11 protein-coding genes are annotated in these 14,469 nt (G+C 47.5%); 1 reads left to right on the plus strand and 10 read right to left on the minus strand.

Features of this window, described 5'->3' with window-relative positions:
* Nucleotides 1-191: 191 nt before the first annotated feature.
* From P2G85_RS05145 to P2G85_RS05160, 4 genes are all read right to left on the minus strand, one after another.
* On the minus strand, nt 192-2,129 hold the full coding sequence (locus P2G85_RS05145; RefSeq protein ID WP_275863044.1) for a methyl-accepting chemotaxis protein: 1,938 nt from the start codon (nt 2,127-2,129) through the stop codon (nt 192-194).
* Nucleotides 2,130-2,571: 442 nt separating this feature from the next.
* Complete coding sequence (locus P2G85_RS05150; RefSeq protein ID WP_275863045.1) at nt 2,572-3,057, minus strand: hypothetical protein; 486 nt, start codon at nt 3,055-3,057, stop codon at nt 2,572-2,574.
* Nucleotides 3,058-3,060: 3 nt separating this feature from the next.
* Nucleotides 3,061-3,243 carry a hypothetical protein gene (locus P2G85_RS05155; RefSeq protein WP_275863046.1) on the minus strand — a complete coding sequence of 61 codons (183 nt, stop codon included), beginning with the start codon at nt 3,241-3,243 and terminating at the stop codon, nt 3,061-3,063.
* Between the two features lie 426 nt (nt 3,244-3,669).
* Nucleotides 3,670-4,917, minus strand: a complete 1,248-nt coding sequence (locus P2G85_RS05160; RefSeq protein WP_275863047.1) for an extracellular solute-binding protein — start codon at nt 4,915-4,917, stop codon at nt 3,670-3,672.
* A 1,132-nt stretch (nt 4,918-6,049) separates the two neighbouring features.
* Between P2G85_RS05160 and P2G85_RS05165 the strand changes: the two genes are divergently transcribed.
* Nucleotides 6,050-6,757, plus strand: coding sequence for a DUF445 domain-containing protein (locus P2G85_RS05165; RefSeq protein WP_275863048.1), 708 nt, complete (start codon nt 6,050-6,052; stop codon nt 6,755-6,757).
* A 40-nt stretch (nt 6,758-6,797) separates the two neighbouring features.
* Here the strand turns inward: P2G85_RS05165 and P2G85_RS05170 are convergent, their stop codons facing one another.
* The 6 genes from P2G85_RS05170 to putA all read right to left on the minus strand — a co-directional run bounded on the left by P2G85_RS05170 (nt 6,798) and on the right by putA (nt 14,328).
* Nucleotides 6,798-7,283, minus strand: coding sequence for an Lrp/AsnC ligand binding domain-containing protein (locus P2G85_RS05170; protein WP_275863049.1), 486 nt, complete (start codon nt 7,281-7,283; stop codon nt 6,798-6,800).
* A gap of 382 nt (nt 7,284-7,665) precedes the next feature.
* Nucleotides 7,666-7,917, minus strand: a complete 252-nt coding sequence (locus tag P2G85_RS05175) for a hypothetical protein (RefSeq protein WP_275863050.1) — start codon at nt 7,915-7,917, stop codon at nt 7,666-7,668.
* A gap of 349 nt (nt 7,918-8,266) precedes the next feature.
* Complete coding sequence (locus tag P2G85_RS05180) at nt 8,267-8,776, minus strand: MerR family transcriptional regulator (RefSeq protein WP_275863051.1); 510 nt, start codon at nt 8,774-8,776, stop codon at nt 8,267-8,269.
* Nucleotides 8,777-8,894: 118 nt separating this feature from the next.
* Nucleotides 8,895-10,388, minus strand: coding sequence for a sodium/proline symporter PutP (putP, locus tag P2G85_RS05185; protein ID WP_275863052.1), 1,494 nt, complete (start codon nt 10,386-10,388; stop codon nt 8,895-8,897).
* Nucleotides 10,389-10,477: 89 nt separating this feature from the next.
* A complete protein-coding gene (locus P2G85_RS05190; RefSeq protein ID WP_275863053.1) occupies nt 10,478-11,185 on the minus strand; it encodes a 1-pyrroline-5-carboxylate dehydrogenase in 708 nt (235 codons plus the stop codon).
* Nucleotides 11,186-11,196: 11 nt separating this feature from the next.
* A complete protein-coding gene (gene putA / locus P2G85_RS05195) occupies nt 11,197-14,328 on the minus strand; it encodes a bifunctional proline dehydrogenase/L-glutamate gamma-semialdehyde dehydrogenase PutA (protein ID WP_275863054.1) in 3,132 nt (1,043 codons plus the stop codon).
* Between the last annotated feature and the right edge of the window lie 141 nt (nt 14,329-14,469).

The raw sequence follows: 14,469 nt of genomic DNA on the forward strand, positions 1-14,469 counted from the left end.
CGTTTTTTTGCTCGTTAAGCGCCAGTGCTGGCTAAGCTGTCGGGCGCCCACCACCACTGGCGCAGCAACCCTTCATGAGTTCAGCACTCTAGAAGGAGTTAATGGCGTACACTGCGGACAATGGAACTTGGTCAGTACAGGCAGGTATCCCGCGCAGAAAAAATCAGATACTTACCTATACTTAAAATCCATCAGATCTTAAATTGAGCAACCAGTCCGTTTAGCTGCTCAGCTAATAAGGCGATTTCACTGCTTGAACTTCTGATCTGACTGGATGCCGCAGCATTTTCTTCGGCCACCCGCTTAACGTTGACAACATTTTCGTTAATGCTTTCAACAGCCGAGCTCTGCTGCTCTGAAGCACCGGCTATTTGATTGTTCATATCGTGAATAACACTGATTACACTTGTAATGGCCTGAAGAGCATCGTTAGCCTCATTGGCTTGTCCGACACAGGTTAGCGCCTGCGCTTTACTTTGGTTCATTACCTCCACTGTACTTTGTGTGCCATCCTGTAGCTTCTCAATAAGGCTCTGAATATCAGATGTTGAACCTTGCGTTCTGGCTGCAAGAGAGCGCACCTCATCAGCAACGACGGCAAAACCACGCCCTTGCTCTCCGGCCCGAGCCGCTTCTATCGCAGCGTTAAGTGCCAGCAGGTTTGTCTGTTCGGCAATTTCTCTGATGACATCCAGAATGGAGCTGATATTCATCACCGCCTGCTCTACCTCATTGAGCTTGCAGGAAGAACGGCTCACATTCTCAGACAGCATATGAGTTGAAGCAATTGCCTGCGCTATGATTTCAGAGCCAGAGTTAGCTTCATCCTCTGCTTGTTTAGCTGCATCAGCGGCCATTGCTGCATTATTGGCAACATCATGAACGGTGCTAGCCATCTCATTCATCGCGGTTGCTACCATGTCCGTTTCCGATTCCTGCTGAATAATCCCTTGTGAAGTTTGCTCTGTCACAACGGCTAACTCTTCTGAAGCCGATGCAAGCTCCACGCTGGCTCCCGAAATAGTTGAAATCATCTCCTTGAGCTTCATTGCCGTGTTTTGTATCGCTTCAAGCAGTAACCCGGTCTCGTCATTATTGGTTTTACCAATACTCATTACCAGATTACCAGCAGAAAGCTGGTTGGCAGCATCGACGGCTGTCTGTATTGGCCTGGTGATGGCATTTTTAAGCAAAACAGCAGCTGTAATTCCGATAGCCAATGCGATTACCGAAAGGATCAAGGTTAACGTAATGCTTTGATCTGTATTTTCTTGTAGCTGCGGTCCGAGTGTGTTCTGATCACGCATCAGAGAGCTTTTTATTTCTTCCACCTTGTAAGTCAGTTCCACGCCCAGTGGGGTAAGTGTATCGCCAACAACGCGATCCCGGATAACTGTCGCTTCCTGAATTTGACGAATATCTTTGACAAAATTAACGTGGAGGTTGGTAAATTGCGCTAGTAACTCCTGTATATCATTACCGGTTGGTATTTTTTTTAGGCGGTCTATATCGTCACTAAGGGTGGCATCGACATATTCCATCGCCTTGTTGAAATCAGAATTATTACCTGACTGATAGTATTTTGCTGCCCAAAGCCGCCCGGTAAGCACCTTCTCCTGAACAAGCCAAGCTCCGTAGGAAACTGCAGGGTAGTTTTGTTCGTCAGCGGCCTGAATGATTTTTGCGATAGTTTGTCGCATGGCTTCACCATGAGGAACAAGCTCATTATTGTACTCAGCTTCTCTCTGCTTCATATGCCCAATAACCTTGCCCAATGATACTTCATAGCTACTTACGGATTTACGCAAATCAGCAAGTAGAGCCAATCTTTCTGGATCTTTAATCTGATCACCAGTCTGACTCAAAGAGTCAATCATCTCGGAGGAGTAGCGGCGATACTCGTTTAAATCAGATTCGCTTTGTGTCATCAAATAAGCCATTGCACTCATTCTGACCATTAGAGAATTCACCTGCAAAACCCCCGCCAGATTAGTATCACGCGCCATTTCCTGATACCGAGCGATCCCTCTATCTGCATCACGTAATGCATTAACGGATATACCTAATACCACTGTCAATACCATCAATACCGCAGCAAAACCTGCGCCAATTTTAATTCCTAGCCTCATAATGAATGTGCTCCATGTCACGTATTGCTGTTGTGAGATTGCTGCTAAAATGCTAACGATTTGGGCGGACAACTTGAAAATTTAACTTCCACTCTTCATGAAAGAAGCTTGATAAAAAATGCCGTGTAAAGTACAGGCAATCATTACGGGCTAGCGTTCAACTTCTGTGCGAGACTGGAAAAACATGCACGTGCTCCCGTACTCACTAAACTCGGCGTGCAACGATCTGGCGGTGTAGTTCGATTGATCTACATTGCCCTATAGAACCGCTGATTGAAGTAAAAAAAGCCACCCAATCCGGGTGGCGAACGAGTAGAACACTCAAGTAATCAGATGCAGACCTCCCCCGCTATAAAACAATCTGCATACTGAAATTGCGACAGGCTCCCCGTCCTCATACGCCGCTATCGGATCTCTATACAATGCCATCAAAACTACTGATCTAAATCTCTTGTTGCTTATAACGCGGAAAGGCTTCGGTTAAGAACGCTGTCATATCGTTATATAAACCAGCATCACCCGCCTGTTTTGCCAAAACCCTGACTTGGTCTGCAGCAACTGGTACGTAACGAGAATCTAATTGAACATAAACGTCGATAAACTCTAACAACTCTTCGACTGATAACTGCTCAATAATCTGCTTCGGTTTTTCGAGAGAGTGGTAATATGCTTCAGGTCGAGGCCCCAAAGTGGAACTATGCCACGCTTCAATGACCTGCTGATAGCCGCCAAAATAATCATCCCCTTTTCTGAGACTCTGCTTATTCATTCCCTTTAAAGCCAAGACTAGGTTTCCTGTGGAATATTGCTGTTCGGCATAGGTAAAATAGCCATCTGACAACGAATAAGCCCTCATCCATGCTGAGACATAAGCGATAAGCACCACTAAAACAAATGTTGATAATTTATAAAATGTAGAAACTTTCACTACTTAACTCCTACCCGTATGAACGCCTTGATGAAGTTCTTCTGCAAACAGCAAAACACTACAACCACTGAGACCGCAATCACCGCTGTCATCGCCCAAAACGGCATTCAAATAGGCATTCTCAATCTGCTTCATAAATTTAACCATGATAAAGATATTACAATTATTAATAGCAGCAGAAATCATTAGAACTCTCACTCTATAGGTATTACTCCGTCACAACACATACATCATCATATATGTTGAAATCGTAAACAAAACAGCCGGAATCATCTGTATACAAAACCATTCCTAGGCACTGAAGACAGCTATAATTGACATGAGTAACCAATATTCAAACTACCAAAAGCAGGCCCACTCAATAAATTCACATTTGCCATGATATTTTGAATAGACCCCGAAGGGCCTGATACAAAGTCAAACATGACCATTGCTGCCGTAATTGAATTCAACACAAAGACGAAAACAACAGTACGGAATAAACTTGATAAAATTTTAGTTTTATCAGATAGAATAACAAGCCCAATAATTCACCCATGCTAAAAACAACATACACCTTGTTAATAGAACGCTATTGTTATTAATTCAAACCTAATATTTAAGAAATAATTATTAATTATTAATTATTTCCAGGGCTTTTTTAGTCGCATTTTCTACCGCATCTTGAGGAGAAACTTCTTGTTTAACTACGGCCTTTGAATATTGCTCCAGGATGACCCCTGCTATATCAGAAGAAAGTGCAAATGCCTCGTTCATTTTGGCATTTGATAGTTGATCCACAAATGGCTTCGCTTCAGGTGTATTATAGTAAGGCTTATCTTTTAATGCAGTCAAAGTCGGGAGTTGTCCAAGTGCCACGTTTGCTTTATGGTTAAACTCATCTTCCATCATTAACTGCAAAAACTCCCAGGATAACTTTTCTTCTTCAGCGCTATCCTTAAAGATCATCAGCGCCCTGCCATCTAGGGTTGAATAAGATGTATCACTTTTACCTAGTGTAGGGATCGGTGCTACGCCAACATCTTCTCCAATAACCATTGGTTTACCCGCCGCCTCTTTTAGGTTCACTTTCCAACCAAAACCAAACTGAGGCCACATACCGATCGTGCGAGAAAAAAAGTTCTTTTCCATTGTTAATGGGGCGAATTTCTGTGCTTTAGCCATCGTTTCAAAAAACAAAGCCAGATTCGCTTCTTTTTTGTCAAAAACCGGACTGGTTCCAAAACGATTAAGCAACGCATAATGACCATCATTGAAGTTGTAATACATCTGAGCGAGCATGCTCCAGTACCAACTTCCCCATGATAATGCTTCGTTCCAAAAAACAGTGCCATATACAGGACTACCATCTTTACGGGAAGGTAAGGCACTAATTTTTTCTGCGGCGTACAAAAACTCATCCCAGGTTTTCGGTGGATTATTAGGATCTAATCCAGCTTCAACAAACAACTCTTTATTGTATAACATCAAGGTCGTTGTTGCGTTCCAAGGAATATAATATTGACCGCCGTAGTTTTTTTTCATGAACACGGAGTCAATACGATTTTTCAAGGAATCAAAACCATCTAGCTCTTGTAAGTTTACCAGTTTTCCCATTTTGGCATATTTAGCTGGCTGATAACCAAAAACACCTGCGTAAAGGTTTGGTAAATCACCTGCAGCCATACGCGTCTCAAGATTTTCATCGTTAGAGACCACCACATCTACATCAGGGTGTCGTTTTTTAAATTCAGGAATAAGTTCAGAACGAACGAACTCCATATAATTTCCACCTGGAGACATTACTTCTATTTTTGTATTTTCTGCATATGTTACTTGCGAACTTAATGCAATCATACATCCAAGTATTAATTTCTTCATAGTTGCACCTATATGGTTTCACGTAAAAACTAGTGATGTTGGTAAAATGGTCAATTTTTCAGATTCTTCGTATAATTACTAAGAGCGCTAATCAAAGTTGTCGCTGTAATCTCACTCACACCATCTTTATCATGAGTCACGGTAAGAAGGATGGGGATATGAAACACCCTAGAGATGAAATATGTCCATCCAAACATTTCTGGCTATTATAAAAATATTCCTGTTCCGAAAAAACAGCTCTCTCACCTCTTAAAATCTCCCCAAAAATTATCAATTGGAAAGTTATTGTAGTGGTCAAGTAAAACTGACCACGGTTTCAGAGTTTAACCAGTACGGCCATTCTTATTCTTCCTGCATTAGACCGCCATTATATTGATGTGGCCTAAGCTGGCTGAAGTAACCAGTGATGTATTACGTGATATCTTTCTGAACCATCCCATCGCATAAACGTTTCACGGCGTATTATTAAATAGCTCGTTAGATGGCCGCAAAACGACGATCTTTTTTCGTGAACAAAGCAGTCAACCACAAGCGGCAATGCTTAAACATTTAAGCAAATCAGAAAAAAAAAGTGATGTTGCCATCAGCTTTATCAATAGAGCGAATAATTACATTCAGCTCACAAATAGGCAGGCATTGGCATTTATGCTCAGTTATGGGTCCACCAAAGCGGCGGAGTTATCGGCGAAACGCTGAATACCCAACAAGCATCCCCCCCAAACAAACGGCACACGTTGCGCCGTTTTTCCTGCTCCGCAAACGCCCGCTCCGGGTAGGCCTGCTCCCTCGCGGGCATTTCTCATCCGACTTTGCCATAAACCACTATAATTTGAGCAAGGTGGTGTTGATTCTTAGTCCAAAAATAATATGAGGTGCTTATGTGTAAGTGTGGTTCAATGCAAATCGTACAAGTTCAGCCGAGCTGGACAGATAAACTCTTTGGCTACACACAGCGATGGCACTGCCAGCTTTGCCGCAAAGTTTTCCGCCTTTGAGGAGTATTGATATCGTTATCCCCCTCTCCCTGGTATAAAAACCGTCACCCGGCACCAATTGCCGGGTTTTGTTTTGGTTAAGGATCCCCTAAAATCGGCCCCACGTTTTTCCTCAGATTAAATGACATTCGGTCAATATGAACAAAAGTTTACTGACTAATATTCTCGCCATCGCCCTGATGGGGGTGGGTTACCAGCTCCAGCAAGACTATCTTTGGTACGCAGGGTTATTCGCTTTTTCCGGCGCGATAACCAACTGGCTTGCCGTCCACATGCTGTTTGAGAAAGTTCCGGGGCTGTATGGCTCTGGCGTGATCCCGGCGCGCTTTGAAGAGTTCAAACGTGCGATCAAACAGTTGATGATGGAGCAGTTTTTCACCGATGCCAACATCGACCGTTTTCTCAACCAGGAAATGGCCGGAAGTGCCAGCATCGACCTGCAGCCTATCATCGATTCGGTGGATTTTAACCCGACTTTCGACTCATTAGTTGAGGTGATCGCCGCTTCACAATTTGGCGGAATGTTAGCGATGTTTGGTGGCACCGAGGCGCTGCAACCGCTCAAACAACCCTTTGTCGAAAAAATGCAGCAGTCGATGGCAGAGATCAGCCAGAGTGATACGGTGAAAGCCGCGCTGAAAGAGCAGTTCGAAGCACCGGCAATGATGGATGAGATCAAACACAACATTGAAAGCATTATCGATCAACGTTTAAGCGAGCTAACTCCGGCACTGGTGAAAGAGATGGTGCAACAGATGATCAAACAACACCTCGGCTGGCTGGTGGTGTGGGGCGGAGTCTTCGGCGGCGCGATCGGTGTGCTGGCTACCGCGATTGGTGCCTAAACCTGAAATCAGCAAAAAAGGAGCGTTAGCGCTCCTTTTTTTATTTTAACGAAGTCAAAAGCTCGGGGTTCACACCAAATCCGGTTTTATGTTCTTGAATCACGACCTCACTACGAGTCTGGATCACCCCCGGCAAGGTCCCCAGTTTACTCGCCATAAACTCCTGATAGGCTTTCATGTTCCTCACCCGCACCTTAATCATGGTGTCAAAATCACCAGACAGTGAGTAACACTCTTCAACCTCTGGCATCAGCTCAACCGCTTTGGCAAATTTCTCAAAAATAGAAAAGCTGGTTTGATCCAAACGAATATGGATAAACACCTGAACCTCCAGCCCCAGTTTTTCTGCATTGAGTTCCGCATGGTAGCCACTGATATAACCCTCTTTCTCCAGCCGTTTGACCCGCTCAGAGCAGGGTGATGTGGTCAGGTTGACCTGTTTGGCCAGCTCCACGACCGGAATCCGCCCTTTAACATACAGAGTCCGCAGAATTTGCAAATCAATTCGATCCAACGAGTAACCCATTAGTTACACCTATGCAACATACTAAGAGCATTACCTTAATCGCAGTTTGTTCATTTGCAAATAAATAAATGTAGAAGGTGTGAGTTTTACGGACGTCCGCCGTTTTATCGACTACAGACTGACGGCTTTTACAGCTGGCAAGCTGAGCCTTAAATGGACAGATAAGCTGGATGGCTAAACAATAGCAAGCCAATAGCCGAAGAGATCAACAGACTGACTTCTTGGCTTCAAAGATCGGACCGACACTGCAGTCCATACGCAGTCGCTAAATCACTGGCTGAAGTTTATTCAGCCGCAGCTCATGGCCACCTATGGTATGGGCAGCGGAGTATTGAAGACAGGAGATTACCAGCAACCATATACTGGCAGTCCGGGCGAAACGCTATTGCATCAGCACCGTTGAATGTTGCTGAACCGGAAGCGGCACGATCTCGCCAAGTGCACGATGGTTACAACAACGGCAGTAGTATTGCGGTTCCATTTCATAATAGTGATTGCCGGTCATAAACTTCGCCATTAACTGGGTAAAGCTCACGACTTTGCCAGTAAGGGTGTCAACTTGTGGCTCACAACGCTTCATGATCACTTTATGTTGTGTGGATTTTTTACAAGCTGAACAATAGATATCTGGCATGGTGTGATCTCCTTTTTGCCTCTGTGATATTGACAATTGACACATCTTGTTCAAAAAAATTCCACATTAAAAAAGGCCCGGTGTATTTTTGTGGATCACGTTCAAAAAAACGCCGGAATATCGCCAAAAAATGAGAGTTTGGTCAGACCAGAAATCTGATGTTCATGGCTTGGTTGTCCCGGTTAGTAAGTTTCCGCTAAAGCCGCAACCTGTCAACAAAGCTAGCCAATATATGCCTCATCTGGCTAGCCAATTTACACTGTTAATTAACCAGCCAAGCTGGGTACACAAGCGTGGTTTACGCCAATATTCGCTGACAGCATGCTCCTCATCTCAAGGCTCATTACGTTTACAATCCGCGAATACGTTCAATCTCCTGGGGGCTGATTCCAAGTGATTCAAGGAACTTCTGATGCTCTTGCGGCTCCATTTCCTCGAACTTCTGATGCCATGTGAGCATGTCCTGCGGTGAAAAGCCAGCGGCTTGCATGATCTCAACCCAACGTTGTTTCGTCACGATTCTCTCCTCTATTAAATGGGGTTCCTGCAGTAACACAACAATCGCTTTCTGCTGCGCCCTGAGGGTTTGGATCTCCTGCTCAAGTTGCCTGAAATGCGCTTTCAAAATCTGAGCTTGAGACTGACCTTGCTGTGCCAGTAAAGTGCGGATACTGCTGATTGGTAACCCATAACCACGATAGGCCGTGATGGTTTGCAGACGCTGCCTCTCTTTGTCGCCATACCAGCGATAACCATTTTCCGAGCGATAAGCCGGCTGGAGTAAACCTTCGCGCTCATAGTACAGCAAGGTGGTTCGCGAGATACCACACTCCTTGGCCAATTGAGTTACAGTAAGCATCATTGCTCCTTTTGCCAGACACCAGACGATCATCAACCCGTCACTTGTAGACGGGTCAAGAATAAAAATAAAGCCCGCTATTGCGGGCTTTTGAGTATTTAAGTTACCGAAAAACCGATTAGTCCAGCGATACCAGTTTGTTTTTGTACTCTTGGTGTTGGTCGATAACGTCTTGTGCCGGACCACCCGTAAGCTTACTGAAGAGCACAATCGCAATGGTAGACAGGATGATACCCGGTACGATTTCGTACACATCGAACCAGCCACCAGACAGCTGCTTCCATACCACAATGGTGATACCACCCACCAGAATACCGGCTAACGCACCGTTGCGGTTCATGCCAGTCCAGTACAGGCTGAGTACCACAGCCGGACCGAATGCAGCACCAAATCCCGCCCAGGCGTACGAAACCAAACCAAGCACTGTGCTGTCCGGCGTCATCGCCAGGAACAGCGCAATCAGAGAAATTGCAATCACACCAATGCGGCCTACCATCACAATCTCTTCAGAAGAAGCGTTGGTCTTAAACACCTGCTTGTAAAAATCTTCTGCCAGGGCTGAAGATGAGACTAACAGCTGTGAGTCCGCAGTACTCATTACCGCTGCCAGGATCGCAGCCAGTAAGATACCCGCGATCACCGGGTGGAACACAGTGTTCACCAGCAACATAAAGATTTTTTCACCGTCGGCCAGTTGTGTACCCGGGTGGTTAGTCACCCAGACCAGACCGACCAGACCGACCATCATCGCGCCCAGCATAGAAAGGGCCGTCCAGGTTACCGCAATACGGCGAGCCGCAGTCAGGTCACGGTTGGTACGTGATGCTTTGAAACGAGCCAGAATGTGCGGCTGACCGAAATAACCCAAGCCCCAGGCAACCAGTGAAATGATCGCCACAGCCGACAGAGGTTCCCCTTTGACATCATTCCACAGCGTCAGTAACTCCGGGTTGATGGCGTACATGTCGCTTGATAGCTGACCAATGCCGCCTTCCATCACTGCCACTGGCACAATCATCAGTGCCGCGGCCATCAGCAGACCTTGCACCAAATCGGTCCACGATACCGCCAAAAAGCCACCGAACAGGGTATAGGAAACCACACAAATGGTACCAATGACCACCGCCAGGCTATAATCAAGCCCGAACACGGTTTCAAACAGTTTGCCCCCTGCAACCAAGCCAGAGCTGGTGTAGAAAAGGAAGAAGAGCAGAATGAAAAACGCAGAGATTGTCTGAATCAGTTTCGAGTTATCGTTGAATCGACGCGACAAGAATTCAGGCAGCGTTAACGACTCGGTTTGAATACTGTAAGTACGCAGGCGTTTCGCGCTGATCAGCCAGTTTGCCCAAGTACCCACCAGCAGGCCACCAGCAAGCCAGAAAGCCTCAATGCCTGCCGCATAGGCATAACCTGGCAGGCCCAGTAATAACCAACCACTCATGTCTGACGCACCGGCAGAGAGTGCAGCCGGCCATGGACCCAGGCTACGGCCACCCAGGAAATAGTCGGATGAATTGACAGTCCTCTTATACGCAATAATACCAATGGCAACCATTAGAATTAAATAGGCCACAAACGTGGCTGTGATAGCAAAGCTATTTTCTATCATTTGATAGTCCTCATTATAATTATTTCCCTCCTTGACCTCTGCCGGGCTTTACCATCTCAGTAATACCAGACAGAGGCGGACAAGTTAGGTTAGTGAGTGTCGTTACCCAACTCGAGTAGAGTTGCATTACCACCCACAGCGGTAATATTTATCGTTCGGGTGCGCTCGGTAATAAAGCGCAACGATAGGTGCGGATCATGAGCCAATTTCGGTGACTCTAAATCCGTTTCAGACACTAAACTGACGATAGCACCGTCGCGTTTAGCGAGTTGTAGGTTAAGCGCATGCTCAACCTGTGAATTCCCCACATAACCCAGGCTACGTACATCATTTTCCAGCAAAGCAGCAGACGCATCGTACGCAATAAGTTGCACCAGATTAGATGGGAAACTAACCTGCTCAAGAGCCTGTCGTAACAACAGGTTAAGCTCAGTATTATCACTGCAAACCACCACACTGTTGCCGGCAATCAAGGCACAGGTGATCATGGCAAACGCACTGGATAACGCCGGTTCGGTGTGCTCGGGGTGGTTTTCACAAACCACCAAAGCCACCCCGCGTCCGGCGGTATACAGTTCGTTAGTTTCACCAGTTGGTCCCACCAGCTGATGTGTGTTGGCCAGCAGCGTTGACGCTTGTTGCAGGTGGAACGCCACCACCTGCCCTACCAGCGAATTTTTTTCGGCAAGCACGGACTTAAATGCCTGTAAGTGCTCGCTTTTATAATCAAAATCGGTCAGATTCCATTGCTCCCAGGCAGCGAAGGCATCGGTGAAATTCGTGATCTGATGAACCATAGTGCGACTCCTTATGCGTTCTCTGCTTGAGTAAGTAGTTGGTGAGTAAAACGATACAAATAGTGCGGACCACCAGCTTTTGGCCCGGTACCAGATAGCCCTTGCCCACCAAACGGTTGTACCCCCACCACCGCACCAACCTGATCACGGTTGATGTAGCAGTTGCCAACCCGCGCATGCTGTTCAATCCAGCGATAGGTGGTTTCATTGCGGCTGTGGATCCCCATGGTCAGGCCAAAACCGGTCTGGTTGATTTGCTCCACCACTTTCGGCAGTTCTGACCCCTTAAAGCGAACAATGTGCAGAATCGGGCCAAACTGCTCTTCTTTGAGTACATGGATGCCCTCAATTTCAAACGCGCTCGGCGCAACGTAATCGCCGAACTGACAGGCATCGTCCAGTTGCAACTGGGCCACTTTCTTCTGGCTTTGGCTCATCTGCTCAATATGTGCCACTAGCTTGGCTTTGGCAGTCGCATCGATCACCGGACCGACATCGGTTTTGTGCAGATACGGCAAACCGACATCCAGCTCATTCATCGCCCCTTCAATCAGACTGATGATCCGATCGGCGACATCTTCCTGGACAAACAACACCCGCAGCGCAGAGCAGCGCTGGCCGGCGGAAGCAAACGCAGAACGAATCACATCACGTACCACCTGCTCCGGCAGTGCGGTACTGTCAACAATCATCGCATTCTGGCCGCCGGTCTCGGCAATAAACGGCACGGGTTGAGCCTGACGCTCCGCCAGCGTCACGTTAATACGCTGCGCGGTACGGGTAGAACCGGTGAACGCCACCCCGGCAATCGCCGGATGAGAAGTCAGGGCATGGCCGATCTCGCTGCCACGTCCCGGCAACAGTTGGATAACCCCGGCAGGGAAACCGGCCTGTAGCATTAGCTCAATCGCCCGCGCAGCGATCAGGCTGGTTTGCTCTGCCGGTTTGGCCACCACCGTATTACCAGCCACTAAAGCTGCCGTGACCTGACCGAGGAAAATCGCCAGCGGGAAGTTCCACGGGCTGATGCAGACAAACACCCCCACCCCCTCACGGTGGGAAAGGCGGGTTACGCCGTCAAAGCCCACCAGCTCAAATGGCTGCAGGGTTTGCGCTTGTTTAGCGTAGTAACGACAAAAATCCACCGCCTCACGCACTTCATCAATACTGTCGTGAATGGTTTTCCCCGCTTCCTGGTGGCACAGCGCCACCAGTTCAGCCAGATGGATTTCAAGCAGATCCGCCAACGTCTCCAGATACTGTGCCTTCTCTGCTGTTGGGGTGGCCTGCCAGGCCAGGAATGCCGCCTGCGCCGCGTCAATCGCCATGGAAACATGATCAAGGCTGGCAAATGCCGCCTTACCTACCTGAATACGACGATCGTACGGTGCGGTGATCACCTCAGCCAGATTTGCCTTGATCATGCTTTCGGCGTGGTTGATCCCATTAATGATCGGTCCGGCTTGCCATTGATTGTTCAGGAAGTGCTTTACTTGCACGTCAAAAGGTTTGGCTTCGCTGTCGATATCGATATTGATCCCGTACGAGTTCTTGCGCTCAGGGAAAATGGCTCCTGGCAACGGAATACTGGCATTGTGCAGAGTGTCAAACGCAATCAACATATCAACAGGGTGTTGGGTTAACTCAGAAACCGGGCAGCGCGCGTCCACCAATCGGTGAACAAACGAACTATTGGCGCCATTTTCCAACAAGCGGCGCACCAGATAAGGCAATAAATCGGCATGGCTGCCGACCGGCGCATAGATCCGCACCGGTTGGCCGTAGCGCTCCATCACATGGTTATACAGCGAATCGCCCATGCCATGCAGGCGCTGGAACTCGTAATCATGGTGCTCAGCCATCAGTGCAACCGACGTCACTGTATGGGCATTGTGGCTGGCAAACTGCGGGAAAATGTTGCCGCGCACGCCATCACTGAGCAGAAAACGCGCACAGGCCAGGTAAGCCACATCGGTTGCTTCTTTACGGGTGTACACCGGATAGTTGGCGTAGCCCGCTTGTTGCGACCATTTGATCTCACTGTCCCAGTAGGCGCCTTTGACTAAACGCAGCGGGATCAGATCACCCTGCTCTTTCGCCAGCCGGTTTAACCATACCAGTACCGGCAACGCGCGTTTGGAGTAGGCCTGAACCACCAGGCCAAATTTGCCCCAGCCCTGAACCAAATCGCTGCGATACAGTTTTTCAAACAGCTTTAGCGATAGCTCAAGGCGATCCGCTTCTTCGGCATCGATGGTGATCGCCACATCCACTTCAACCGCACGCTTGAGCAGCTGAGTCAGGGTATCGTACAACTCGGTCATCACCCGCGCTTGATTCGCAACCTCATAACGCGGGTGCAGGGCCGACAGCTTGATTGAGACCGATGGAGCCGGGCTGGTGTCGTTACCATAAGTGTCGCGGCCAACCGCTTCGATAGCCATCAGGTAATCTTTAAAATACTTGTTGGCATCTGCTGTAGTCAGCGCCGCTTCACCCAGCATATCAAAAGAGTATGTGAACCCTTTGTCGCGCATCGGACGACCATTTTTTTGCGCTTCTTCGATGGTCCGTCCGCGCACAAACTGGTGGCCCATGATTTTCATCGCCTGATACATGGCTTTACGGATCACCGGCTCAGAAAATTTATTGACCAAACGGTTAACCGCTTGCCCCGGACTATGGCAGTCCGGCTCACCCAAACCAACGACTTTTCCGGTCAGCATCAGCCCCCAGGTTGATGCATTAACGAATACTGAATCGGAGTTCTTTAAGTGCGATTTCCAGTCAGCCACACTGAGTTTATCTTTGATCAGCGCATCAGCGGTACTCGCGTCAGGAATACGCATCAAAGCTTCTGCCAGACACATCAGTAAAATGCCTTCCTGGGTATCCAGACTGTACTCCAACAGCAGCGCATCGATCATCTGGATCGATTTTTTGTCAGCACGAATCGCTTCGATCAGTTGAGTGGCCTGAATCGAGACCGCTGCTTTTTCTTCCGCTGTCGGCGTGGCCAGGGGCAATAATTGCTTCAGCCATTGAGACTCATCCACCATATACAAGGGGGAGATCAGTGACCACAATTCATCAAGCGGCTGCTCGATAAAGTCTGGTTTTAACACATCTGTTGCTGTAAACATGCGTTTTCCTCAATCACACTCCTCGAAAACCGCTTCGAGGATCGTCAATGGCTGGCAGTGTATTTTGCGGATGAGAAGATTACTTGTCAAAAACTCCGAGTTTTTTGTCAAAACCTCGCTTTTTTAACAAAACATCTACAA

The organism is Vibrio sp. CAU 1672 (assembly GCF_029223195.1).
GTDB lineage: Bacteria > Pseudomonadota > Gammaproteobacteria > Enterobacterales > Vibrionaceae > Vibrio.

Coding starts and splice junctions, on each gene's coding strand:
- putA (WP_275863054.1), bottom strand. CDS start 14,328: ATGTTTACAGCAACAGATGTGTTAAAACCAGACTTTATCGAGCAGCCG.
- P2G85_RS05190 (WP_275863053.1), bottom strand. CDS start 11,185: ATGGTTCATCAGATCACGAATTTCACCGATGCCTTCGCTGCCTGGGAG.
- P2G85_RS05165 (WP_275863048.1), top strand. CDS start 6,050: ATGAACAAAAGTTTACTGACTAATATTCTCGCCATCGCCCTGATGGGG.
- P2G85_RS05180 (WP_275863051.1), bottom strand. CDS start 8,776: ATGCTTACTGTAACTCAATTGGCCAAGGAGTGTGGTATCTCGCGAACC.
- putP (WP_275863052.1), bottom strand. CDS start 10,388: ATGATAGAAAATAGCTTTGCTATCACAGCCACGTTTGTGGCCTATTTA.
- P2G85_RS05160 (WP_275863047.1), bottom strand. CDS start 4,917: ATGAAGAAATTAATACTTGGATGTATGATTGCATTAAGTTCGCAAGTA.
- P2G85_RS05175 (WP_275863050.1), bottom strand. CDS start 7,917: ATGCCAGATATCTATTGTTCAGCTTGTAAAAAATCCACACAACATAAA.
- P2G85_RS05155 (WP_275863046.1), bottom strand. CDS start 3,243: ATGATTTCTGCTGCTATTAATAATTGTAATATCTTTATCATGGTTAAA.
- P2G85_RS05145 (WP_275863044.1), bottom strand. CDS start 2,129: ATGAGGCTAGGAATTAAAATTGGCGCAGGTTTTGCTGCGGTATTGATG.
- P2G85_RS05170 (WP_275863049.1), bottom strand. CDS start 7,283: ATGGGTTACTCGTTGGATCGAATTGATTTGCAAATTCTGCGGACTCTG.